22 protein-coding genes are annotated in these 21770 nt (G+C 69.7%); 14 read left to right on the forward strand and 8 right to left on the reverse strand.

What is annotated here, in order from left to right:
- Positions 1 to 5: 5 nt before the first annotated feature.
- The 3 genes from FHR56_RS03780 to FHR56_RS03790 all read left to right on the forward strand — a co-directional run bounded on the left by FHR56_RS03780 (position 6) and on the right by FHR56_RS03790 (position 3492).
- Positions 6 to 641 carry a glutathione S-transferase family protein gene (locus FHR56_RS03780; RefSeq protein WP_160946006.1) on the forward strand — a complete coding sequence of 212 codons (636 nt, stop codon included), beginning with the start codon at positions 6 to 8 and terminating at the stop codon, positions 639 to 641.
- A 371-nt stretch (positions 642 to 1012) separates the two neighbouring features.
- Positions 1013 to 1402, forward strand: a complete 390-nt coding sequence (locus FHR56_RS03785; RefSeq protein WP_237473057.1) for a DUF2946 family protein — start codon at positions 1013 to 1015, stop codon at positions 1400 to 1402.
- Positions 1403 to 1437: 35 nt separating this feature from the next.
- Entirely contained in the window at positions 1438 to 3492 is a 2055-nt protein-coding gene (locus tag FHR56_RS03790; protein WP_160946007.1) for a TonB-dependent copper receptor, read from the forward strand.
- A gap of 58 nt (positions 3493 to 3550) precedes the next feature.
- Here the strand turns inward: FHR56_RS03790 and FHR56_RS03795 are convergent, their stop codons facing one another.
- On the reverse strand, positions 3551 to 4702 hold the full coding sequence (locus tag FHR56_RS03795; RefSeq protein WP_160946008.1) for a phospholipase A: 1152 nt from the start codon (positions 4700 to 4702) through the stop codon (positions 3551 to 3553).
- A 142-nt stretch (positions 4703 to 4844) separates the two neighbouring features.
- The gene (locus FHR56_RS03800; protein ID WP_160946009.1) at positions 4845 to 5330 is read right to left on the reverse strand and encodes a DUF456 domain-containing protein; all 486 of its coding nucleotides are present in this window, start codon (positions 5328 to 5330) and stop codon (positions 4845 to 4847) included.
- Between the two features lie 235 nt (positions 5331 to 5565).
- On the opposite strand from FHR56_RS03800, the gene FHR56_RS03805 reads away from it, so the two are divergent.
- The gene (locus FHR56_RS03805; RefSeq protein ID WP_029562316.1) at positions 5566 to 5781 is read left to right on the forward strand and encodes a cold-shock protein; all 216 of its coding nucleotides are present in this window, start codon (positions 5566 to 5568) and stop codon (positions 5779 to 5781) included.
- A 90-nt stretch (positions 5782 to 5871) separates the two neighbouring features.
- On the opposite strand, the gene FHR56_RS03810 is transcribed toward FHR56_RS03805, so the two are convergent.
- Together FHR56_RS03810 and FHR56_RS03815 are read right to left on the reverse strand one after the other, a co-directional pair.
- Entirely contained in the window at positions 5872 to 6354 is a 483-nt protein-coding gene (locus FHR56_RS03810; RefSeq protein ID WP_017912805.1) for a glycine zipper 2TM domain-containing protein, read from the reverse strand.
- A gap of 297 nt (positions 6355 to 6651) precedes the next feature.
- Positions 6652 to 7080 (reverse strand): hypothetical protein, encoded by a 429-nt coding sequence (locus FHR56_RS03815; protein WP_160946010.1) that lies wholly within the window; start codon positions 7078 to 7080, stop codon positions 6652 to 6654.
- Between the two features lie 130 nt (positions 7081 to 7210).
- Between FHR56_RS03815 and FHR56_RS03820 the strand changes: the two genes are divergently transcribed.
- Complete coding sequence (locus FHR56_RS03820) at positions 7211 to 8023, forward strand: tRNA threonylcarbamoyladenosine dehydratase (RefSeq protein WP_160946011.1); 813 nt, start codon at positions 7211 to 7213, stop codon at positions 8021 to 8023.
- Here the strand turns inward: FHR56_RS03820 and FHR56_RS03825 are convergent.
- The 3 genes from FHR56_RS03825 to FHR56_RS03835 all read right to left on the reverse strand — a co-directional run bounded on the left by FHR56_RS03825 (position 8020) and on the right by FHR56_RS03835 (position 10947).
- The gene (locus tag FHR56_RS03825; protein WP_160946012.1) at positions 8020 to 9435 is read right to left on the reverse strand and encodes an EAL domain-containing protein; all 1416 of its coding nucleotides are present in this window, start codon (positions 9433 to 9435) and stop codon (positions 8020 to 8022) included. The genes FHR56_RS03820 and FHR56_RS03825 overlap by 4 nt on opposite strands.
- A 474-nt stretch (positions 9436 to 9909) precedes the next feature.
- Entirely contained in the window at positions 9910 to 10704 is a 795-nt protein-coding gene (locus FHR56_RS03830) for a TatD family hydrolase (protein ID WP_160946013.1), read from the reverse strand.
- Positions 10705 to 10710: 6 nt separating this feature from the next.
- Positions 10711 to 10947 (reverse strand): DUF6116 family protein, encoded by a 237-nt coding sequence (locus FHR56_RS03835; RefSeq protein ID WP_160946014.1) that lies wholly within the window; start codon positions 10945 to 10947, stop codon positions 10711 to 10713.
- A gap of 172 nt (positions 10948 to 11119) precedes the next feature.
- On the opposite strand from FHR56_RS03835, the gene FHR56_RS03840 reads away from it, so the two are divergent.
- The 6 genes from FHR56_RS03840 to FHR56_RS03865 all read left to right on the forward strand — a co-directional run bounded on the left by FHR56_RS03840 (position 11120) and on the right by FHR56_RS03865 (position 16854).
- Positions 11120 to 11935: a glycine zipper 2TM domain-containing protein gene (locus FHR56_RS03840; RefSeq protein WP_160946015.1), complete on the forward strand. Its 816-nt coding sequence runs from the start codon at positions 11120 to 11122 to the stop codon at positions 11933 to 11935.
- Positions 11936 to 12052: 117 nt separating this feature from the next.
- A complete protein-coding gene (locus FHR56_RS03845; RefSeq protein WP_160946016.1) occupies positions 12053 to 13216 on the forward strand; it encodes an acyl-CoA dehydrogenase family protein in 1164 nt (387 codons plus the stop codon).
- Between the two features lie 48 nt (positions 13217 to 13264).
- Complete coding sequence (locus tag FHR56_RS03850; RefSeq protein WP_160946017.1) at positions 13265 to 13804, forward strand: GNAT family N-acetyltransferase; 540 nt, start codon at positions 13265 to 13267, stop codon at positions 13802 to 13804.
- Between the two features lie 105 nt (positions 13805 to 13909).
- Positions 13910 to 14587 carry a glutathione S-transferase family protein gene (locus FHR56_RS03855; RefSeq protein ID WP_160946018.1) on the forward strand — a complete coding sequence of 226 codons (678 nt, stop codon included), beginning with the start codon at positions 13910 to 13912 and terminating at the stop codon, positions 14585 to 14587.
- A 52-nt stretch (positions 14588 to 14639) separates the two neighbouring features.
- Positions 14640 to 15194: an NADPH-dependent FMN reductase gene (locus FHR56_RS03860; protein WP_160946019.1), complete on the forward strand. Its 555-nt coding sequence runs from the start codon at positions 14640 to 14642 to the stop codon at positions 15192 to 15194.
- 241 nt (positions 15195 to 15435) lie between these two features.
- Positions 15436 to 16854 (forward strand): replicative DNA helicase, encoded by a 1419-nt coding sequence (locus tag FHR56_RS03865; RefSeq protein ID WP_019798147.1) that lies wholly within the window; start codon positions 15436 to 15438, stop codon positions 16852 to 16854.
- Between the two features lie 82 nt (positions 16855 to 16936).
- Here the strand turns inward: FHR56_RS03865 and FHR56_RS03870 are convergent, their stop codons facing one another.
- Entirely contained in the window at positions 16937 to 17431 is a 495-nt protein-coding gene (locus FHR56_RS03870) for a hypothetical protein (protein ID WP_160946020.1), read from the reverse strand.
- Between the two features lie 492 nt (positions 17432 to 17923).
- Here FHR56_RS03870 and FHR56_RS03875 point away from each other — a divergent pair, with 492 nt between their 5' ends.
- The 3 genes from FHR56_RS03875 to FHR56_RS03885 all read left to right on the forward strand — a co-directional run bounded on the left by FHR56_RS03875 (position 17924) and on the right by FHR56_RS03885 (position 21696).
- Positions 17924 to 19345, forward strand: a complete 1422-nt coding sequence (locus FHR56_RS03875) for a deoxyribodipyrimidine photo-lyase (RefSeq protein WP_160946021.1) — start codon at positions 17924 to 17926, stop codon at positions 19343 to 19345.
- A 97-nt stretch (positions 19346 to 19442) separates the two neighbouring features.
- On the forward strand, positions 19443 to 20897 hold the full coding sequence (locus FHR56_RS03880; protein WP_160946022.1) for a wax ester/triacylglycerol synthase family O-acyltransferase: 1455 nt from the start codon (positions 19443 to 19445) through the stop codon (positions 20895 to 20897).
- A gap of 91 nt (positions 20898 to 20988) precedes the next feature.
- A complete protein-coding gene (locus tag FHR56_RS03885) occupies positions 20989 to 21696 on the forward strand; it encodes an OmpA family protein (protein ID WP_198526544.1) in 708 nt (235 codons plus the stop codon).
- Positions 21697 to 21770 lie beyond the last annotated feature (74 nt).

A 21770-nucleotide genomic window follows, 5' to 3' on the forward strand; every position in this document is an offset into this window, starting at 1 on the left:
GCGTCGTGTCCATCGTGCTTTACGGCTCGCCCAGTACCGCCTCGTTCGTCGTGCACTGGTTGCTGATCGAACTGCAGGTCGATTTCGAACTGCGCATGCTCGATTTCGACCGCCAGGAGCAGAAAAGTCCCGAGTATCTGGCGCTCAACCCGCAGGGACGCGTGCCGACCCTGGTGCTGGACGGACAGGTGCTGACCGAATCGGTCGCCATCGCCATGCACCTGGCCGACCTCTATCCGCATGCCGGCCTGGCGCCGCCGCCCGGCACGCCCGAGCGCGCGGCCTACTACCGCTGGATGCTGTTCGGCGCCTACACCCTGATGCCGGCCTACCGCGATTGGTTCTATCCCGACGAACCGGCCGGCGCCGACAACGCCGAGCACGTGCGCGCCAACGCCCGCGCGTTCCTGGAAAAGGCCTGGGACGAGGTGGCGACCCACTTGGAGCAGGGCGGCCCCTACCTGCTCGGCGAGCACTGCAGCGCCGCCGACTTCGTGCTGGTCATGCTGATGCGCTGGTCGCGCAACATGCCGCGGCCCACCGACACCTGGCCGGGGCTGAAGGCGCTGGCCGACAGGATGAAGGCGCGCCCGGCGTTCCACGAAGCCTATCGGCGGGAGGGCATTACCGATTGGATGTGAGTGGCAGCGCGCAGGCGCCGCGTCGGAGGTCAGCGGCCGCGGCGTTGTCTGGCGTCGGTGACCGTGTCTTCCCTGCCGTCTTTCAAGGACGACGCGCAGGCGCTCGCGGACGCTGCACGAACGGGTGCTTTTTCCTGGCCTGCGCCCTGGAATCGAACCAAGGACGCATGGATCGAAGGCAGGCGCGCTGACCGTTCGCGTGGTGTGCCTCGCGCATGGAAGCGCTGAGCGGCGCATGGCATCGCCGTCCTGCGTCACGTTGTCGCACCTGCCACGGCGGCCGATGCATTGCCGTTGCTGCCGCCTAGAATGGCGCCGTGTCCGTCCTCCGTGCTCCCGCCCGACTGCGCCGCCTGATGCGCTGGCCCGCCTTGCTGGCCGCGCTGTTGCTGGTGGTCGCGCCGGTGGCCAGCCGCCTCCTCGAGATGGCGGCGCTGCCGGTGCCGCTATGCACCTCGACCGGATTGCAGGCCGATGTGGACGTGCCGCCGCAGCACGGCGCCCTCCATGTCGGCCACGAAGACGCGTCGGGTGTGCAGCGCGACCATGGCCTGGCGCACGCCGCCTGCGACTACTGCCTGCTCGCCGCACGGCTGTTGCCGTGGCTGGCGATCGTTCTGCTGCTGGCCGCTGCGCTGCCCGCGCCTGCAGCCGCGACGCCATTGCGCCATCGCATCCACGCTGCCGTGCGCTGGCGCGCGCACGCCGCACGCGCACCGCCACTCAATCTCCAGAACGCTCTCCTGTTTCCGGTGCGCTAGGCGCGCCGGCGCCGTTCCTTTCTGGAGTCCAATCCATGTCCCACTTCCTGCCGTCGCCCACGCGGGCGGCGTTGTCGTGCTGCATCCTCGCCAGTCTGTTTCCTGCGTTCGGCCATGCCGAGACGCCCGACGCCACCACCCTCGACCGGATGCAGGTGACCGCTACCGCCCCGGTCGCGCCGCTGACCTGGACGGTGGATCCGAAGTTGCCGCGGCAGCCGGTGCCGGCCAGCGACGGCGCCGACTACCTGAAGACCGTGCCCGGCTTCGCCGCGATCCGCAACGGCGGCACCAACGGCGATCCGGTGCTGCGCGGCATGTTCGGCTCGCGGCTCAACGTGCTCAGCAACGACGGCACCCTGGTCGGGGCGTGCCCGGCGCGCATGGACAACCCCTTGTCCTACATCGCCCCGGAAACCTTCGATCGGCTCACCATCGTCAAGGGCCCGCAGACCGTGCGCTGGGGACCCGGCGCCTCCGCCGGCACCGTGCGCTTCGAGCGCGACACCCCGCACTACGCCGGGCCGACGCTGGAGGGCGAGGCCAGTGCGCTGGTCGGCTCCTGGAACCGCAACGACCAGAACCTGGACCTGCGCGGCGGCAACCGCAGCGGCTACGCACGCGTGGACGCCAACCGCTCCGAGTCCGGCGACTACCGCGACGGCGACGGTGCGGTGGTGCCCTCGCGCTGGCGCAAATGGAATGCCGATGCCGCGGTCGGCTGGACCCCGGATCCGGACACCGTGCTGGAGTTCTCCGCCGGTAGCGGCGATGGCCTGGCGCGCTACGCCGGGCGCAGCATGGACGGCACCCAGTTCCGCCGCACCAGCTACGCCGCGCGCTTCGAGCGCACCGACCTGCCCGGCGCCTGGGAGGCGCTGCGCGCCAACGCCTACGTCAACGATGCCGACCACGTCATGGACAACTACACGTTGCGCCGGCCCAATCCGCAGTCGGCGATGCCGATGCCGATGGCTTCCAACGTCGACCGGCGCACCCGCGGCGGGCGCGTGGAGTCGGAGTGGCGCTGGGACCAGATCGTGGTCCAGGCCGGCTTCGACACCCAGCAAAGCCGCCACCGCGACCGCAGCGCCAGCGGCGAGGGCGCGTACCGGAGCGTGCCGTGGCGCACCGACGCGCGCTTCGACAATCTTGGCGCGTTCACTGAAGCCACCTTCGGCGCCGGCACGGCGCAACGCTGGATCGCCGGCCTGCGCCTGGATCGCGCCCAGGTCGAGGACACCCGCCGCAGCGTCGGCATGATGGGCATGCCCAATCCCACCGCCGGACAGACGCGCCGCGAAGACCTGGGCAGCGGCTTCCTGCGCGTGGAGCGCACCCTCTCGGCCGACACGGTCTGGTATGCCGGCCTCGGCCGCAGCGCGCGCATGCCCGACTACTGGGAACTGTTTTCCGCCGACATGGGCCCGAGCGGCGCGGCCAATGCCTTCGCCGGCCTGCGCCCCGAGCGCACCACCCAGCTCGATCTCGGCCTGCAGTACCGCGGCGCGACCGTGCAGAGCTGGGTCTCCGCCTACGCCGGGCGGGTGCAGGACTTCATCCTGTTCACCTATGCCGAGGGCGGGATGATGGGCACCACCACCCGCGTCGACAACGTCGATGCGCGCATCGCCGGCGCCGAGGCAGGCGTGGATTGGCAGCCGCTGCGCGGCCTGACCCTCGGCGGCACGCTGGCCTATGCCTGGGGCAAGAATCGCAGCGACGGCACGCCATTGCCGCAGATGCCGCCGCTGGAATCGCGGCTGCAGGTGCAGTGGGAAGGGCAACGCTGGTCGGCCGGGGCGCTGCTGCGCGCGGTCGCGCGGCAGGGTCGGGTGGCGTTGGACCAGGGCAACGTGGTCGGCCGCGACCTCGGCCGCAGCGCCGGTTTCGCCACGCTGGGGCTGAGCGGCGGCTACCGGGTCAGCGAGGGGCTGCGGCTGAGCGCCGGCATCGACAACGTGTTCGACCGGCGCTACAGCGAACATCTCAACCTGGCCGGCAGTGCCGATTTCGGCTTCCCGGCCGACCCGGTGCGCATCGCCGAACCGGGCCGCAACCTGTGGCTGAAGGGCAACTACCGGTTCTGAGCGACCGGCGCACGCGACGCCCAGGCGGGCGTCGCGTGCGTCGCTCAGGCGTGGCCGATCAGAACCACTCCAGCAGCGAGATGCCCACGCCGACGTAGGTGGCGCGGTGGTTGTAGTCGATCATGCTCTCGCCGTAGCCATCGAACACCTGCACATGGCCGCGCAGCAGGTTGCTGATCGGGAAGCCCCAGTCCAGCTGCACCGCGCCGTGCGAACGGTCGCCGCCGCGCAGCGAGTGCCGCGCCATCAGCGCCACCTCGTGGCCGTTGCGGTTGTAGATCAGGGTCGCGTCGCCGCGGCCCATGTAGTCCTCGATGTCCGGGTTGTTGTCCTGCTTGCGGCTCTCCGGGATGCGGTACCAGGGGCGCAGCACCAGTGCCCAGTTGTCGCGGTCCAGGCCGATGTTGAGCATCGCCCGGTTCCAGCTGCGCGACAGCGGATCGCTGCGGCCGTTGGACTGGTGGGTCAACTGGATGCCGGTCATCCGTCCCTTCCAGCCGAACAGGCTGTAGTTGTTGCGGAACACCAGCATCACTTCCGGCTCGTAGTTGGTCTCGCGGAACGGCCGCGACTGCTCCGAGTTGTAGACCTGCCAGCGCGAGCTCTGGGTGTAGCCGCCCCACAGGTCGCCGTTGTCGCCGAAGATGTTCTCCACGATCTTGGTCTTGAAGCTCAGCTGGAACTTCGCCTCCACGCTGTCCAGCGGCTCGGCGGTGGTCACCGTGTTGGCGGGGTTCGGCGAGGACGGCAGTTCGTTCTTCTTGCTGGTCCAGAACGCCGGCAGCAGGTACACCGGCTTGTAGGCGCGCAACTGGAAGGTGCCCAGCTTGGAGTCCTTGGCCAGTTCCCAGCGGCTGTCCAGCAGCGAGCCCTTGCCGGCATTGGCGATGGTGCTGTCGTAGCGATCCTCCTTGAAGATCGCCGCGGCCCGCTGGCGGGTGCGTTCGGCGACGCCGGCGTCCTCCGGCAGGGTCGCGTCCAGTTTCTGCTTCTGGCGTTCGCTGGCGGCCTGCGCCGCAGCGTCCGCGGCCTGCGGGTCGGCGGTCCGGCGCGACAGTGCCTGGTCGTAGCAGGCCAGGCGGGCGGCATCGCTGGAGATGGCCACGCAGGCTTCCGGCGAGGCAGGGGTGGGCAGGACTTCCTGCGCGTGCGCAAGCGGCACGGCCGCGATCGACAGCAGTAACAGGGGGCGGACCTGGCGGTGGGACATGCGGTTCTCGCTGCAACGGGCGGCGCGGGCGGGTGGTGCGCTGCCGGGGTGAATGGCCGGCAGCGAAAATACAGGAAGTGACGACAACAGGGTCATCACACGTTCATGCTGTCGCCGCGACGCGGTCTTCAGGCGTGCTGCGTCAAAGCAGCCAGGCCACCGCGAACAGCGCCAGCATCGCCAGCGCCAGGCCGAGCTTGGCAGCGGTGCCCAGCACGATCCCCAGCCAGGTGCCGGCCCCGACCCGCGTCGCCTGCCGCAGTTCGCGGCCGTGCCAGTACTCCCCGACCAGGGCGCCGACGAAGGGGCCGACGAACAGCCCGATCGGCATGAAGAACATGCCGGCGATCCCGCCCAGCACCGACCCCCACAGCGCCTTGCGGCTGGCGCCGACGCGCTGCGCGCCGAACGCGGTGGCCAGCAGGTCGACCAGCAGCGACAGTGCGGTGAGCACGCCGAGCACGGTCAGCGTCGGCCAGCCCACGCGCTGGAAGCCGTCTGCCCAGGCCGCCAGCAGCAGCCCGGCGAACATCAGCGGCGTCCCCGGCAGGGCCGGCAGCACCACCCCCGCCAGCCCGACCAACACCAGCAGTCCGGCACACAGGTAATAGATGAACGCAGGGTCCACGTGGCTCACCGCGGGGGAGGTTTGGGGGTTGACAGATGGGGTCTTTTTGCGGATTGCATTTTCATTTTGACCGGGGTAAGTTGCAGCCGCTGCGTTTGCAAAGGTCACCGTGAATCGTGGCCTGATGCGGTAGATCCATCGATCCGCTACATCGTTATACCTCGCTTCCTCCTTGCAACCAGCCGCCGCACCCCCGGCGTACCCACCCCTGAGACGTGTTCCAAGGAGTAAGTCCATCATGAACGGCAATCGCGAAAACGGCACCGTGAAGTGGTTCAACGATGCCAAGGGTTTCGGTTTCATCAGCCGCGAGAACGGCGAAGACGTGTTCGTGCACTTCCGCGCCATCCAGACCCAAGGCTTCAAGAGCCTGAAGGAAGGCCAGAAGGTCAGCTTCACCGTGGTGCAGGGTCAGAAGGGCCTGCAGGCCGACGCGGTGCAGCCGCTCTGAGTCGCCGCCGCGCGCCGCGGTGCGCCGCGCGCAGCAAAAAGGCCCGCAATGCGGGCCTTTTTGCGTGTCAGGCAATGCCGCCGGCGCGGATCAGCGCGGCACCACGCGCCCGTTGACCACGCGCACGTAGGTGTTCTCGCGCACGCCGGCCAGGTCGCGCTGGTTGACCACGATCACCCGCCCGTCGTCCATCTGCACGTGCACGTCGTAGGTGTCGCTGGTGACGTTCTTCTGGATCTGGTTGCCGGCCAGCGCGCCGGCCGCCGCGCCGGCCACCGCCGACACGTTCTGGTTGCCCTTGCTGCCGCCGGTGTGGTCGGAAATCTCGTGGCCGGCGACCGCGCCGACGATGCCGCCCAGGATCGCGCCCGTGGCCGACGGCGCAGTGCGGCCCGACGGCACGGTGTCGATGCGGGTGACGATGCCGCAGTCGGCGCAGCGGGTCTGGGTGTAACCGCCGCGCGCCGGCTGGCTGTAGCCGCCGCCGTAACCGCCGCCATAGCCGGGGGACGTGGCGCAGCCTGCCAGCGCCAGGGTCGCCACGGCCGCGGTGGCCATCAGTTGAATCTTCATGGGTGCTCTCCTCGACAGACAGTGTGTGGAGCGCGGCGGCAGCGCCGCGTTCGCACGCATCCTGTCCACCCCTGCGTGAATGCAACGCCAACCCTGGCAGGCGCCGTTCAGCCTCGCCGCGGCCGGCGTCAGCGGCAATTCATGCAAGCGTGCGAGGGCGCGTTCGGCACACAGCGCGTCGGCAGCTCAGCGCTATGCGCGATGGCACGTCCGTGGAAACGCGGATCGTATCGGCATCGATCCGCGCGATTGCATGCCGCCAGACAGGCTGGACGTTCTTCCTGTCTCGCTGCACGTTCAGCGGAAATCGCGGTGGCAGGCGTCGCAGCGTTCGTCGATCTGCTGGCGGGCCTGCGCCAGCGCGGCGCAGTCGGCCGGCGGCGGCGCCAGTGCCGCGTCGACGCCGGCGCGCAAGGCATCGGCATGCTCGCGAAAGCGGCTGTCGTCGGTCAGGTCGGGGAAGGCCGTGTCCAGTTCGTCGCCGAGCAGGCGCAAGGTGCGCAGGCGCGCCTGCGGACCGGCGCCACTGCATTGCCGGTGCGCGGTGTCGCGTTCGAGCAACGCCAGTTGCTTGCCCATGACCTGCATCAGGCTGCGCGGGAACGGATCCTGCCGCGCCTGCACCGCGCGCAGCGCCATCACCGTCAGCACCAGGCCGAGCAGCAGCCCGGCCAGCAACACGAACAGATAGCGGGAAGCGGAGGTGGGCGCAGGCGGCTTGGCCATCGGAGCAGGCGCAGCGGGATGGAGTCCCGATGGTACGCCTGCGGCAACGCGTCGCGCACGAGCGCCCAGACCGCTGCGGGGAACGCCTATCCCCAATCCCGAATCCCGAATCCCGGCCTAAAATAGGCGGATGAATGAACAATGGCGCGAGCGTTTCGCCGGCATCGACCGGCTCTACGGGCAAGGCACGATCGGGCGGCTGGCGCAGTGCCGGGTGGCGGTGGTGGGCATGGGCGGGGTCGGCTCCTGGGTGGTGGAGGCACTGGCGCGCTCGGCGGTCGGACATCTGACCCTGATCGACGCCGACGACATCTGCGTGTCCAACACCAACCGGCAGCTGCCGGCGCTGGCCGGGCAGTACGGTCGCAACAAGGCCGTGGCCATGGCCGAGCGCTGCGTGGCGATCAATCCGCAGATCGAGGCGGTCGCGGTCGAGGCCTTCCTGACCCCGACCAACATCGCCGAACTGCTCGATGCCGGCTTCGACCTGGTGATCGACGCCTGTGACAGCTTCCGGGTCAAGGTCGAGACCATCGCCTGGTGCCGGCGGCGCAAGCTGCCGCTGCTGACGGTGGGCTCGGCCGGCGGACGCACCGATCCGACCCTGGTGCGGATCCGCGACGTGTCGCGGACCGAGCACGACGCGATGCTGGCGCTGATCCGCAAGAAGCTGCGCAGCGAATTCAACTTCCCCAAGAACCCGCAGCGCTATTTCGGCGTGCCGGCCGTGTACTCGCTGGAAAACGTGCGCTACCCGCAGGCCGACGGCAGCGTCTGCGGACTGCGGCCGGCGCTGGGGCCGGATGCGGCCTTGAACCTGGACTGTGGCGCCGGCTTGGGCGCGGCCACCCACATCACCGGTGCGTTCGCCTTCGCCGCGGTCGGCAAGGCCCTGGAGATGCTGTTGAAGCGCGCCGCGGCGCGCGAGGCCGCGGCCGCCTAGCGCGTGGCGGCTGGTGGTGGCGCAGCGTTCGCCAGGTTGCGCTCGGTGCCGGCCTGCAGCGTGGCCAGCCGTTCCAGGTCCTGCGCCGGCTGCGGCCGGCCGAACAGGAAGCCCTGGAAGTGCCGGCAGCCCATCGCCGAGAGCATCTCGCACTGCTGCGCCTCCTCGATGCCTTCGGCGAGCGCGACCATGCCCATCACCTCGGAAATCTCCACGATCTTGGCCAGCAGGCGCCGCGAGGACTCGTCGGCCTTGGCGTCGTTGACGAACTGCCGGTCGATCTTGAGCTTGGTGACGGGGAGCGTCCTGAGCATCGCCAGCGACGAGAAGCCGGTGCCGAAGTCGTCCAGTGCCCAGCCGATGCCGAACGTCTTGAGCTCGTGCATCTTGGCGCGGACCCCGGCGGTGTCCACATACAGCGCCGACTCGGTCAGCTCGAATTCCAGCGATGCCGGCGCCACGCCCTCGCTGGTGATCACCTGCTTCACCGAGGCCACGAAGTTGGGATCGAGCAACTGCACCGGGCTGACGTTCACCGCCACCACCAGCGCACGCAGGTCCGGTTCCAGCGACCAGCGCCGCAGCGTGCGGCAGACCTGGCGCAGCACTTCCAGTCCCACTTCGCGAATCAATTGGCTCTCTTCGGCCAGCGGGATGAACTTGTCCGGGGTCAGTAGCTTGCCGCTGGGGTGCCGCCAGCGCACCAGCGCCTCGGCCCCGAGCATGTGGCCGTTCGCGTTGACCTGCGGCTGGTACAGCACCTCGATCTCGCTGTTGCCGACCGCACGCGCCAATTCCCGCTCCAGCGAAATGCGCGCGTTCACGTCGTTGCGGTAGATGTGCAGGATCGCCGCCAGCAAGCCGGCCGCGCACGCCATGTTGGAGATCGCGCCGAGCCGGCGCATCCCCAGTGGTGGCGAGGACGCCGGCGCCAGCCAGTCCAGTTCGCCCGAGCCGAACGCGACAAAGGCGCCCAGGCAGGCCAGCGGGAACACCAGCGCGCGGTAGCGGCGGCTGCGGTCGAACACGAACAGTGCGCCGGCCGCCAGCGGCAGGAAGAAGGTGTGCACCGAGCGCGGCACCGTGCCGATCGGCGCGTCGATGATCGAGATGACCAGCACCACGACGAAGATGCCGTGCGCCACCAGCGACAGCGAGGCTTCGTCGCAATGGCGGCGGCGGCCCAGCGCCAGCAGGCCCACGGCGGTCAGTCCGACGAAGGCGAACGCCAACTCCGGCCGGCCGTAATACAGGTAGCACACGGTCCATAGGGCGCCGAGCGTGGTGCACGAGACCCCGGCCAGGGTCAGGGTGCTGCGCATCTTGCGGCTGCGATTGCTGTCGCGGAATTTCAGGGAGACCCAGCTTTCGCCGTTGGAGGCGGGTTTTTCCGAACTCGTGCCGCTCTTCATCGTCGCAGCGCCCGCGTGCGCGCCGTCGTCGTTCGCGCCGGAGCGGCAGCGGAGGACGACGCGATCGCATGCATGCGCCGCGCGCCGTGGAGAAGCGGGTAGGGAATGCGGCTTGCCGGTTGTTTCACGCCAGGAGGATCCCGATCTGCCAGAACGCGCGCCATCGAGCCGGCCGCCAAGCCTTTGCTGAGAGCGAACGGATTCACACTCCGGTGCCTGGCGGACAAAGGAGCCGCTCGCCGTTTCAGCGCGGTGCACAGTAGCAGAAGCAAGTGCGCCGAAACGCGGTCGAAAGGCAGTCATCCACCTGCCCAGTTCACAGTTTCGTGCGAAAGCCGTTTCGACAGGCGAGGTGTCACGCCGATCGCCTTGCCGTCGCGCCGTGCGTGGCCGGCGTGTAGCGGCTGTACCTGCGTCAATGCGTCAGTAAGCGACGTGCAGTGTCGGAATTGCGGTGCGCAGGGACGCGCCGCGTCAGGTGGTGACAGGCGTCGCGGCGCGCGTATCGGGCAGGCCGAACAGGCGTCGTGCGTTGGCCGTGGTCTGCGCGGCGATGGCCGCGGCAGGTGCGTCGCGCAGCGCGGCGATGGTGTCCAGCACCGTGCGCAGTCGCGCCGGTTCGTTGCGCTGCCCGCGGATCGCCGCATCGGGCTGGTCCGGCGCATCGGTTTCCAGCAGCAGTTGCTCCAGGGGCACCGTGGCGGCGAGCCGGCGCAGGCGCTGCGCCCGTTCGTAGGTGACCGGCCCGCCGAGGCCGATCAGGAAATCCAGCGAACGCAACTGCGCGGCCTGTTCGGCGCTGCCGGCGAAACTGTGCACCACGCCACGCACGCCGCCGACCTTGCGGATCGCCAGGATCACCGCGTCCACCGCACGCCGCGCATGCACGATCACCGGCAGGTCGAACGCTCGTGCCAGTTGCAGTTGCCCGACGAAATACCGCTGCTGCTCGGCTTCGTCCAACCCTTCGACGAAGAAGTCCAGGCCGCATTCGCCGATGGCGCAGGGGCGCTCGCGTTCGATCCATTGGCCGAGCAAGGGCAGGTGCTCGGGGCGGTGCTGGTCCAGGAACAGCGGATGCAGGCCGTACGCCGGATACAGGCCGGGCGCAGCCGCGCACACCGCGCGCAGTTTGGGCCAGGAGGCCGCAGTGACCGCCGGCACCACCTGCGCCTGCACACCGGCCGCCTGCGCGCGCGCGACCACCGCGGCGCGGTCCGGATCGAACTCCTCCGCATCCAGGTGACAGTGGCTGTCGATCAACTGCATCGGCGCTCAGCGGCGCACGCGCCGCGCGGTGGAAGCCAGCGGCTCGGTGGCCGGCGCCGGCGTGCGGCTCTTCCAGTTCGCCAGCAGCAGGGTGCCCAGGCCGAACACGATCTCGTCGATGAAGGGCACCGGATCGGGCAGCAGCACGCTCAGCACGAACAGCCCGGCGGTGATCTTGAACAGCGTCGGGTAGCGCAATTTGCCCGCCCAGCGCAGCAGCGGGTACACGATCGGATTGGGCACGGCACGTCCTCCGGGAAGCGGTGGAAACGCTAACAGCCTCGATATGGCGACGTTCTGGCGGCGTTACCAGTCGCGGCGCCGACGCATTGCTGAATAGGGAGCGGATTGGTTCAGCTTCCGCATGGTAATCACAGCACCGTAGACAACGCGGTCAGCCCGCAGGAGAGCACACATGAAAAGCACTACGACAACCGTTCTGGTCGCGGCTGGCGCCTTGCTGGTCGGCGGCGTCGCCACCGCGGCCTTCATGAACAATCGCGACAAACCGGTGGACGTCGTCAACAGCGACGTGCGCCCGGCCCTGGACAATACGCGCGGCGACAGCGCGCTGGACAACAGCGTCGGCGGCAAGCTCGACTACGCCGACGTGGTGCGGGTCGATCCGATCACCCAGAAGCAGCAGCGCTATGCCGAGGTGATCGGCACCGAGCCGCTGCGCGAGACCTCCACCACCACCACGCCGCGCCAGGTCTGCAACGACGTGGTGGTGCAGGAGCGCCTGCCGGAGCGCGACGGCAACGTCGGCGGCACCGTGGTCGGTGCGCTGGTCGGCGGCCTGCTCGGCAACCAGGTCGGCCACGGCAATGGCCGCAAGGCCGCGACCGCGGCCGGCGCGGTGGCCGGCGGCTTCATCGGCAACCGCATCGACCGGAACCACGTCGGCGGCCGCGTGGTCGACCGCACCGAGCGCCAGTGCCACACCGAGAACAGCACCGCGCAGTCCTCGACCATCACCGGCTACAACGTGACCTACCGCAACGACGACGGCACCACCGGCACCATGCGCATGGACAGCAAGCCGGGCAGCCGCATCGCCATGGGCACGCAGGACGTGGTCAAGGGTTACGACGTGACCTACCGCTACGACGGCCAGGAAAAGACCGTGCGCATGGACGACCGCCCGAACAGCGACCGCCTACCCGTGCTGGACGGCCGCCTGGTCACCCAGACCGCCTCGGCCGGCGACAGCGCCGTCAGCCAGCGCTGAGTCGCACCCACGCTGCACCTCCCTCCGAAGGCCGGCGCTTGCGCCGGCCTTCGTCTGTCTGCGGGCGGCAGCGCGGGCGGGGCCGATACAATGCGGCTTTCGCCGTGGACACCCGCCATGCCCTTGCCTTGCGACGACCTGTTCAACGTAGCCGCGCTGCTCAGCGAGGAGGAACGCGCGATCCAGCAGGCGGTGGCGCGCTTCGTCGATGCCAGGGTGCTGCCGGTGATCGGCGACGCCTTCGACCAGGCGCGGTTCCCGCGCGAACTGGTGCCGGAACTGGCGCAGTTGGGATTGCTCGGTGCCAGCCTGCCGTCCGGGCAGGGCGGTGGCGGCCTCAACGCGGTCTGCTACGGCCTGATCTGCCAGGAACTGGAGCGCGGCGACAGCGGACTGCGCAGCTTCGTCAGCGTGCAGTCCTCGCTGTGCATGTACCCGATCCACGCCTACGGCAGCGACGCGCAACGCCAGCGCTGGCTGCCGGCGATGGCCGCCGGCACCGCGATCGGCTGCTTCGGCCTGACCGAGGCGCAGGGCGGCTCCGACCCGGCGGCGATGCAGACCCGCGCGGTGCGCGACGGCGATGGCTGGCGCCTGAGCGGCAGCAAGATGTGGATCACCAACGGCAGCATCGGCGACGTGGCGATCGTGTGGGCGCAGACCGAGGACGGCATCCAGGGCTTCCTGGTCGAGGCCGGCACCCCGGGCTTCGGCACCCAGGACATCACCCACAAGATGAGCCTGCGCGCCTCGGTGACCTCGGCGCTGTTCTTCGACGACGTACGCCTGCCCGACAGCCAGCGCCTGCCCGGCGTGCGCGGGCTGAAGGGGCCGCTGGGCTGCCTGACCCAGGCCCGCTACGGCATCAGTTGGGGCGCGATCGGCGCGGCCATCGCCTGCCTGCGCGAGGCGCTGGCCTACGCCGGCGAGCGCATGCTGTTCGGGCGGCCGCTGGCGGCGACCCAGAGCGCGCAGATCAAGCTCGCCGACATGGCGCGGCGCATCGCCGCCGCGCAGTTGCTGGCGCTGCAGCTGGGCCGGCTCAAGGACGCAGGCGTGTTGCAGCCGGCGCAGGTGTCGCTGGCCAAGTGGAACAACGTGCGCATGGCCCTGGACATCGCCCGCGAATGCCGCGACCTGCTCGGCGGCGCCGGCATCACCACCGACTACGGCGCGATCCGCCATGCGCTGAACCTGGAATCGGTGATCACCTACGAAGGCACCGAAACCGTGCACCAGTTGGTGGTCGGTCGCGAGCTGACCGGCATCAATGCGTTTTGAATCCATGTCCCGCGCGCGGCGCGGGCCCGTTTTGCAGGAGAACCGACGATGAGTGTCTTCGATGTGCGCGTGGAAACCGAGCGCCTGTTGCTGCGCCCACCGATCGCCGAGGATTTCGCGGCGTTCTGCGCGTTTTCCGCCGATGCACAGACCATGCATCACCTCGGCGGCGTGCAGGCGCCGTCGGTCGTCTGGCGCGGCCTGGCGACGATGGTCGGCAGCTGGCAGTTGCAGGGATTTGCGATGTTCTCGGTGATCGAGAAGCGCAGCGGGCAGTGGATCGGCCGGGTCGGCCCCTGGCAGCCGCACGGCTGGCCGGGCACGGAGGTCGGTTGGGGTATCGCGCGTGCGTACTGGGGCCATGGCTATGCACCGGAGGCGGCCGCGGCGTCGATCGACTGGGCGTTCGCGCAGTTGGGTTGGAGCGAGGTGATCCACGTGATCGCGCCGGACAACGCCAACTCCAAGGCGGTGGCGGGCAAGCTCGGATCGCGCTATCTGCGTCCCGGACAATTGCCGGAGCCGCTGCCGCAGGAGCCGATCGAGGTCTGGGGACAGTCGCGCGCGCAATGGCAGGCGCGGCGCTGACCCGCGGCCGCGGCGGAGCGTCGTCGGGGGGGGCGAGGCACCGCTCTTGCGCATCCCCATTCCCGACTCCTCAATCCCGACCCTTCAGCAAGCAAGGAGCGATGCATGGCAGCCGAACGTGTCCCCCTGACCGTGTACGGCATGGCGCTGTCCGGCAATTGCTACAAGGTGCGGCTGTTGCTGGAGCAACTGGGCTGCGCCTACCGCTGGGTCGAGATTGACAGCGCCAACGGCCAGACCCGCACCCCGGCGTTCCTGGCCAAGAATCCCAACGGCAAGGTGCCGCTGCTGGAGCGCGAGGACGGGCGCGTGCTCGCCGAATCCAACGCCATCCTGTGCTGGCTGGCCGAGGGCACCGGCCATCTGCCCGCCGATCCCTGGCAGCGGGCGCAGGCGCTGAGCTGGCTGTTCTTCGAGCAGTACAGCCACGAACCCTACGTTGCGGTGGCGCGCTTCGTCTGCGGTTGGACGCCGCCCGACTCGCCGCGCCGCGCCGAACTGCCGCGCCTGCGCGAGGGGGCGACGCGGGCGCTGGCGGTGATGGAACAGCACCTGCAGACGCAGGCCTGGTTCACCGGCCCGGCCTACGGCATTGCCGACATCGCGCTGTTCGCCTACACCCACTGCGCCGGCGACGCCGGCATCGTGCTGGCGCACTATCCGGCGCTGTGCGACTGGCTGCAGCGGGTCCGCGCCACGCCGGGCTTCGTGGCGCTGCCGCCGCTGCCGGACGAGGTGCGCGCGCGCCTGGCGCCGGCGGGGACGGCCGTGGCGTTCACCTGACTGCCGCGCGCCGGCGGCTAGCCTGAAGATTCATTCAGTCGGGAGCTACGCCATGAGCCAGTACCGCATCGCCGTGTTCGTCGGCAGCCTGCGCAAGGAATCGTTCAACCGGCGCCTGGCGCACGCGCTGGAGCGACTCGCCGGCGACCGTGCGCGCTTCGAATACGTCGAGATCGGCGACCTGCCGCTGTACAACCAGGACCACGACCACGACTATCCGGAGCAGGGCCGACGCCTGAAGACGCAGGTCAGCGGCGCCGATGCGGTGCTGTTCGTCACCCCGGAATACAACCGCTCCATCCCCGGCGTGCTCAAGAATGCCATCGACCTGGGCTCGCGGCCGTACGGCGAGAGCGCCTTCGCCGGCAAGCCGGCGGCGGTGTGCGGGACCTCGCCCGGGGCGATCGGCAGCGCCCTGGCGCAGCAGCACCTGCGCAATGTGCTGGCCTACCTGGACATGCCGGTGCTGGGCCAGCCGGAGATCTTTTTGCAGTTCAAGGAGGGCCTGATCGCCGAGGACGGCGCCATCGACGACGAGCGCACCCGCAAGTTCCTCGCCGGTTTCGTGGACAAGTTCATCGCCTGGATCGACGAACTGCAGGCCTGAGCAGTGCCGGGGTGCGCCGGCGGTAGCGCCGGGAGCAGGGGCCTTGCGTGGCGGGGCGTCGGCGAGGTTCTCAACCGCTTGTCCCCAGACTTGTCCCCAGCGTTGGCGAGCGATGCTGATACACGCGTCGCCACCGGCCGGCGCCTCGCCCTAGCCCCAACCGGGCGCGGCGACTAAAATCGGTGCCCGGGCCGCGGTGAGGCCGCGCCCGGCGTCCGCGCCCACAGAGAAGACCCAGCCTATGTCCGCCCGTCCCGGCTACCGCGGCGATCGCAAAAGCGAGCGCAGCGAACGCAGCGAGCCGCGTCTCGACCAGTTGCGCGTGCCGCCGCACTCGATCGAGGCCGAACAGGCCGTGCTCGGCGGCCTGATGCTGGCGCCGGAGGCCTACGACCGGGTCAACGACCAGCTCACCGACAAGGATTTCTACCGGCGCGATCACCAGTTGATCTACCGTGCGATCCGCGAGCTGGCCGAGAAGGGGCGTCCGTTCGACGCGGTGACCCTGGGCGAGTGGTTCGAGTCGCAGGGCAAGCTGGAGATGGTCGGCGACGGCGCCTACCTGATCGAACTGGCCAGCACCACGCCCTCGGCCGCCAACATCGCCGCCTACGCGGAAATCGTGCGCGACAAGGCGGTGCTGCGGCAGCTGATCGAGGTCGGCACCACCATCGTCAACGACGGCTTCCAGCCGGAAGGGCGCGAGAGCGCCGAGTTGCTGGCGTCGGCGGAAAAGGCCGTGTTCCAGATCGCCGAGGCCGGCGCGCGCGGGCGCAGCGACTTCGTGGCGATGCCGGGCGCGTTGAAGGATGCGTTCGAGGAGCTGCGCAACCGCTTCGAGAATGGCGGCAACATCACCGGCCTGCCGACCGGCTACAACGACTTCGACGCGATGACCGCCGGCCTGCAGCCGACCGACCTGATCATCCTCGCCGCGCGTCCGGCGATGGGCAAGACCACCTTCGCGCTGAACATCGCCGAGTACGCGGCGATCAAGTCGAAGAAGGCGGTGGCGGTGTTCTCGATGGAAATGTCGGCCTCGCAGCTGGCGATGCGCTTGATCTCCTCCAACGGCCGCATCAACGCGCAGCGTCTGCGTACCGGCCAGCTCGAGGACGAGGACTGGGCGCGGGTCACCGGCGCGATCAAGATGCTCAAGGAGACCAAGATCTTCATCGACGACACGCCGGGCGTGTCGCCGGAAGTGCTGCGCTCCAAGGCGCGCCGGCTCAAGCGCGAGCACGACCTGGGCCTGATCGTGATCGACTACCTGCAGCTGATGTCGGTGCCCGGCAACAGCGAGAACCGCGCCACCGAGATCTCGGAGATCTCGCGTTCGCTCAAGGGCCTGGCCAAGGAACTGGGGGTGCCGGTGATCGCGCTGTCGCAGCTCAACCGCTCGCTGGAAACGCGTACCGACAAGCGTCCGGTGATGGCCGACCTGCGCGAATCCGGCGCCATCGAGCAGGACGCGGACATGATCGTGTTCATCTACCGCGACGACTACTACAACAAGGAAAATTCGCCGGACAAGGGCCTGGCCGAAATCATCATCGGCAAGCACCGCGGCGGCCCGACCGGATCGTGCAAGCTGAAGTTCTTCGGCGAATACACCCGCTTCGACAACCTCGCCCACGATTCGGTGGGCGCGTTCGAGTAAGCCGCCGCCCGCATGCGCGGGCAACGGCGGTGACCGGCGCGGCGTCCGCAACGCTGCGGACGCCGGCCGCGCGGCGCGACGATCAGTAGGGAATCTCGATCTCGGCGTTGCTGGTGACGTCGTAGGTGTTGGCGCCGTACTCGGCATGGTGGGTGCAGACCACGGTGATCTTGCGGTAGATCCCATAGACGAAGTTCGACGCGAAGTGCACGTCGACCAGGGCACCGTTGCCTTCCTCGTCGTAGTCGGTGGTGTAGCCGTTGCCGTACGGGTCGTAGGCGTTGCAGCGCACGTTGATGTAGCGGGCGTCGACGCGGTCGTTGTTGGCGTTGGCGAAGCGCGAGTAGGCGCGGATCTTCAGGCGCTTGCCGCCGGCCGGGCGGTTGTCGGACTCGTAGCCCTGGTTCTGGATCACGCCCTGCAGCGTGTAGACCGGCGTGCTGCCGCCGCCGCTGCCCGGCGGCTGGTAGCCACAGGAGCCCGGGCCTTCCTCGATGTCGGTACTGCAGGCCATCGCGAGCGGGGCGGCGAGGCTCAGCGCGAGGGTGAGGGCGGCTTTTGCGATGCGCTTGTCCATGGGTCTTGCTCTCCTGAGGTCATTGCGGATGTCGGCGATGGGCATGGCCGCGTTGCGCCGGTCGCTGCCCGCGGCGCGTCGCGTCCTGCAGATGCAGGTCCGGACGCGGCGGCTCGGGGCGCACGCAGCTGCGCTCGCCGGCCGTGGTGGCCGTGAGATCGCAGAGGCGATGGCGGATGTCCCCAAGCGCGCGAGACGGCCGTGGCCGTGTCGTACGCGGTGCAGCGAAAGCACGGATGACGTCCTTCCCCGGAACGTCATCCAACAGCAGCGGTCGCGGCGCCGCTTCGACATGACGGCGCCCGCCTCGGCGTTATAGCAGGGCCGGCGAGGCCCACGTGCGCGACGCACGGCGATGTCTACGAATCAGTCCGTGGCTGCACGCGCGGCATACGACCCGCATCGCCAGGCGCGTGCGGCGCGTCGCCGCATGCTCACCTGGCCGCTGCACCCGATCCGTATCATGGCGCGTCCTTCGCTGCGTCCCCTCGCATGAGCTACGCCATCGTCTGGTTCCGGCGCGACCTGCGCCTGCACGATCAACCCGCCCTGCAGGCCGCGCTGGATGCCGGGCATACGCCGGTGCCGGTCTACCTGCACAGCCCGGAAGACGAAGGCGCCTGGGCCGCGGGTGCGGCCTCGCGCAGCTGGCTGCAGCGCTCGCTGGCGGCGCTGGACGCGCAACTGCGCGAACGCGGCTCGCGCCTGATCCTGCGCCAGGGCCCGGCCGAGACCGCGTTGCGCCAGGTGATCGCCGACTGCGGCGCGGTGGCGGTGTACTGGAATCGCCGCTACGAGCCGGCCACGCAACCGCGCGATGCGCGGCTCAAGCGCGCGTTGCGCGAACAGGGCCTGGAGGTGCACAGCCACAACAGCGCGCTGCTGTTCGAACCCTGGCAACTGGCGACGCAGCAGGGCGGTCCGTACAAGGTGTTCACCCCGTTCTGGCGCAGCGCGCTGAGCCACTGGCAGGTGCCGGCGCTGCAGCCTGCGCCGAAGACGCTGCCGCCGCCGCCCGCGGGCCTGCAAAGCCTGCCGCTGGAGCGGCTCGGCCTGGCGCCGGCGCTGGATTGGGACCGCGGCTTCTGGGAGGTCTGGCAGCCGGGCGAGGCGGGCGCGCACGAGGCGCTGGACGTGTTCGTCGACGGCGCGCTGCGCGACTACCTCGATGGCCGCGACCGCCCGGACCAGGTCGGCACCTCGCGGCTGTCGCCGCACCTGCATTTCGGCGAGATCGCACCGTGGCACATCGTCGCCACGCTCGAACGCCATCGCCGCGCCGCCACCGCTGCGGCCATCGACGGCTACATCCGCCAGCTCGGCTGGCGCGATTTCGCCCACCACCTGCTGCACCATTTCCCCGACACGCCCGAACGCAACCTCAATCCGCGCTTCGAGCGCTTTCGCTGGGCCAAACCCGACCCCGCGCAGTTGCACGCCTGGCAGCGCGGACGCACCGGCGTGCCGATCGTCGACGCTGGCCTGCGCGAGCTGTGGCACACCGGCTGGATGCACAACCGCGTGCGCATGATCGTCGCCAGCTACCTGTGCAAGCACCTGCGCGTGCACTGGTCCGAAGGCGCGCGCTGGTTCTGGGACACCCTGGTCGACGCCGACCTGGCCAACAACACGCTGGGCTGGCAGTGGGTGGCCGGCACCGGCGCCGATGCCGCGCCGTATTTCCGCGTGTTCAATCCGGTGACCCAGGCGCAGAAGTTCGACCCGAAGAGCGACTACATCGCGCGCTGGGTGCCGGAACTGGCGGCGCTGCCGGTGGCCGACCGCTTCGCCCCGTGGCAGGCGCCGCAGCGGCTGGCGCGCGCTGCACCGCAGTATCCGCGGCAGCCGATCGCGGACCTGGCGGCGGGCCGCGATGCGGCGCTGGCCGCCTACCGCGAGACCGCCGCCGGCTGAGCGCCGCGCCGCAACGGCGGCGTGCGCAGGTGCCTGGGCGCGCGATTGACGCCCTTCGCCGACGCATGATTCACTCCGGGCTCGGACAGGAGCCCGCATGGCCACCAGCTCAGCTCGCCGCAAGCCGCAGCGCGAACCGATGTCGCGCGTGGACACCGCCTGGTTGCGGATGGACCGGCCGACCAATCCGATGATGATCACCGGCGTGCTGATGTTCGACGAGCCGCTGACCCTACCTGCGCTCAAGCAACTGGTGCGCAAGCGCTTCCTGGCCTTCCCGCGGTTCCTGCAGAAGCCGGTGGAGACCGCTACCGGCGCGTACTGGCAGCGCGACGACGATTTCGATCTGGACTGGCACGTGCGCCTGTCGGCCTTGCCGGGGCGTGGGCAGAAGAAGGCGCTGGAGCGCTTCGCCGGGCAGATGGCGTCCACGCCCTTGGACAAGACCAAGCCGCTGTGGCAGTTCCACCTGATCGAACGCTACGAAGGCGGCTCGGCGCTGGTGGCGCGGATCCACCACAGCTACGCCGACGGCATCGCCCTGGTGCAGGTGCTGCTGTCGCTGACCGATACCCAACGTACGCCGGAGCCGTCGGCGCAGCTCGGCCGCGCCTGGCTCAAGGACGACGGCAAGGAGGTGGTGCGCCGGGTCGGCGCGGTGGACCGCTACCTCAAGCTCGGCGGGCGCATGCTCGACAAGGGCCGGGCGATGGCGCAGGACCCGAACCTGCCGCAGATGCTGGCGCGCGAAGGCGGGCTGATCGGCCGCGAACTGGTCAATGCCTTGCTGCTGGCCGACGATCCGCCGACATTGCTGCGCGGGCGCCTCGGCGTCAGCAAGCGCGTGGCCTGGGCCGAGCCGCTGGACCTGGACGAGGTCAAGGCGGTCGGCCGCGCCTGCGATTGCACGGTCAACGACGTGCTGATGGCGACCATGGCCGGCGCCTTGCGCGACTACATGCTCGAGCGCGGCGAACGCCTGGACGGGGTGACCCTGCGTGCCACCGTGCCGGTCAACCTGCGCCCGCTGGAGCATGCGCGCAAGCTCGGCAACCACTTCGGCCTGGTGTTCCTGGACCTGCCGGTGGGCGAGGCCAATCCGGTGCGGCGCCTGCAGTGCGTGGCCCAATCGATGCAGCAGCTCAAGCAGTCGCGCCAGGCGATGGTGGTGTTCGGCCTGCTGGCGGCCGTGGGCATGGCCCCGGCGGCGCTGCAGTCGGCGGCGCTGGACCTGTTCAGCCGCAAGGCCACCACCGTGGCGACCAACGTGCCGGGGCCGCAGCAACCGCTGTACCTGGCCGGCAGCCGCGTGCGCGAGATGATGTTCTGGGTGCCGCAGACCGGGTCGATCGGCGTCGGCGTGTCGATCATGAGCTACAACCATCGCGTGCATTTCGGCCTGATCGGCGATGCGCGGCTGATTCCCGATCCGGACGCGGTGATGCGGCGGGTCGGCGCCGAATTCGAGAAGCTGCTGTACCTGGCGCTGATGAGCGACTGGGAGCAGCCGCTGCGCGCCGCCGACGCCGAGACCCTGCTGCCGTCTTCCTGAACCGGGCGCATCGCACGCCGGGTTGCGTTCATCCGCGCCTCGCGTGGCGCTGTTTATGCTGCGGCCACGTCAAACCAGGTTCGGAGAGAACATGATGAAAACGACCACCCTTCGCGGCGTGTCCGTGGCCCTGGCCAGTGCGCTGGTGTTGTCCGCCTGCGCCACCGGCGGCTCCTACGTTCAGCGCGACCAGTACGGCAACCCCACCGAGCAGCAGAACCGCACCGGCCGCGGCGCGCTGATCGGCACCGCGGTCGGCGTGGCCGCCGGCCTGCTCAGCGGCAGCAGCGCCACCGAGCGCCGCCAGCACGCGATGATCGGCGCCGGCATCGGCGCGCTTAGCGGCGCGGCGATCGGCAATTATCAGGATCGGCAGGAGCGCGCGCTGCGCGAGCGCACCGCCAACACCGGCATCGACGTGCGCCGCGACGGCGACAACATCACCCTCAACCTGCCCGACGGCATCACCTTCGACTTCAACCAGTCCACGCTCAAGCCGCAGTTCTATTCGGCGCTCAACGGCGTGGCCCAGACCCTGGGCGAATACAACCAGACCATGATCGAAGTGGTCGGCCACACCGACAGCATCGGCAGCGATGCGGTCAACCAGCGCCTGTCCGAACAGCGCGCGTCCTCGGTGGCCGCATACCTGACCGCACAGGGCGTGCAGCCCGAGCGCATCCAGACCCTGGGCGCCGGCAAGAAGTATCCGATTGCCGACAACAGCACCGAGGCCGGCCGCGCGCAGAACCGTCGCGTCGAGATCCGCGTGGTGCCGCTGCGCGCCTCGGCCGGCTGACCGATCCGCCGACCGCAACGACGAACGGGCCGCATTGCGGCCCGTTCGCGTTTCTGGCGTGCCGATGCGACGCG

The sequence above is a fragment of the Xanthomonas sp. F10 genome (assembly GCF_014206815.1).
Lineage (GTDB): Bacteria > Pseudomonadota > Gammaproteobacteria > Xanthomonadales > Xanthomonadaceae > Xanthomonas_A > Xanthomonas_A indica.

Coding starts and splice junctions, on each gene's coding strand:
- FHR56_RS03825 (WP_160946012.1), bottom strand. CDS start 9,435: ATGAAGAGCGGCACGAGTTCGGAAAAACCCGCCTCCAACGGCGAAAGC.
- FHR56_RS03840 (WP_160946015.1), top strand. CDS start 11,120: ATGAAAAGCACTACGACAACCGTTCTGGTCGCGGCTGGCGCCTTGCTG.
- FHR56_RS03855 (WP_160946018.1), top strand. CDS start 13,910: ATGGCAGCCGAACGTGTCCCCCTGACCGTGTACGGCATGGCGCTGTCC.
- FHR56_RS03810 (WP_017912805.1), bottom strand. CDS start 6,354: ATGAAGATTCAACTGATGGCCACCGCGGCCGTGGCGACCCTGGCGCTG.
- FHR56_RS03790 (WP_160946007.1), top strand. CDS start 1,438: ATGTCCCACTTCCTGCCGTCGCCCACGCGGGCGGCGTTGTCGTGCTGC.
- FHR56_RS03820 (WP_160946011.1), top strand. CDS start 7,211: ATGAATGAACAATGGCGCGAGCGTTTCGCCGGCATCGACCGGCTCTAC.
- FHR56_RS03830 (WP_160946013.1), bottom strand. CDS start 10,704: ATGCAGTTGATCGACAGCCACTGTCACCTGGATGCGGAGGAGTTCGAT.
- FHR56_RS03865 (WP_019798147.1), top strand. CDS start 15,436: ATGTCCGCCCGTCCCGGCTACCGCGGCGATCGCAAAAGCGAGCGCAGC.
- FHR56_RS03885 (WP_198526544.1), top strand. CDS start 20,989: ATGATGAAAACGACCACCCTTCGCGGCGTGTCCGTGGCCCTGGCCAGT.
- FHR56_RS03850 (WP_160946017.1), top strand. CDS start 13,265: ATGAGTGTCTTCGATGTGCGCGTGGAAACCGAGCGCCTGTTGCTGCGC.
- FHR56_RS03815 (WP_160946010.1), bottom strand. CDS start 7,080: ATGGCCAAGCCGCCTGCGCCCACCTCCGCTTCCCGCTATCTGTTCGTG.
- FHR56_RS03870 (WP_160946020.1), bottom strand. CDS start 17,431: ATGGACAAGCGCATCGCAAAAGCCGCCCTCACCCTCGCGCTGAGCCTC.
- FHR56_RS03795 (WP_160946008.1), bottom strand. CDS start 4,702: ATGTCCCACCGCCAGGTCCGCCCCCTGTTACTGCTGTCGATCGCGGCC.
- FHR56_RS03860 (WP_160946019.1), top strand. CDS start 14,640: ATGAGCCAGTACCGCATCGCCGTGTTCGTCGGCAGCCTGCGCAAGGAA.
- FHR56_RS03845 (WP_160946016.1), top strand. CDS start 12,053: ATGCCCTTGCCTTGCGACGACCTGTTCAACGTAGCCGCGCTGCTCAGC.
- FHR56_RS03875 (WP_160946021.1), top strand. CDS start 17,924: ATGAGCTACGCCATCGTCTGGTTCCGGCGCGACCTGCGCCTGCACGAT.
- FHR56_RS03880 (WP_160946022.1), top strand. CDS start 19,443: ATGGCCACCAGCTCAGCTCGCCGCAAGCCGCAGCGCGAACCGATGTCG.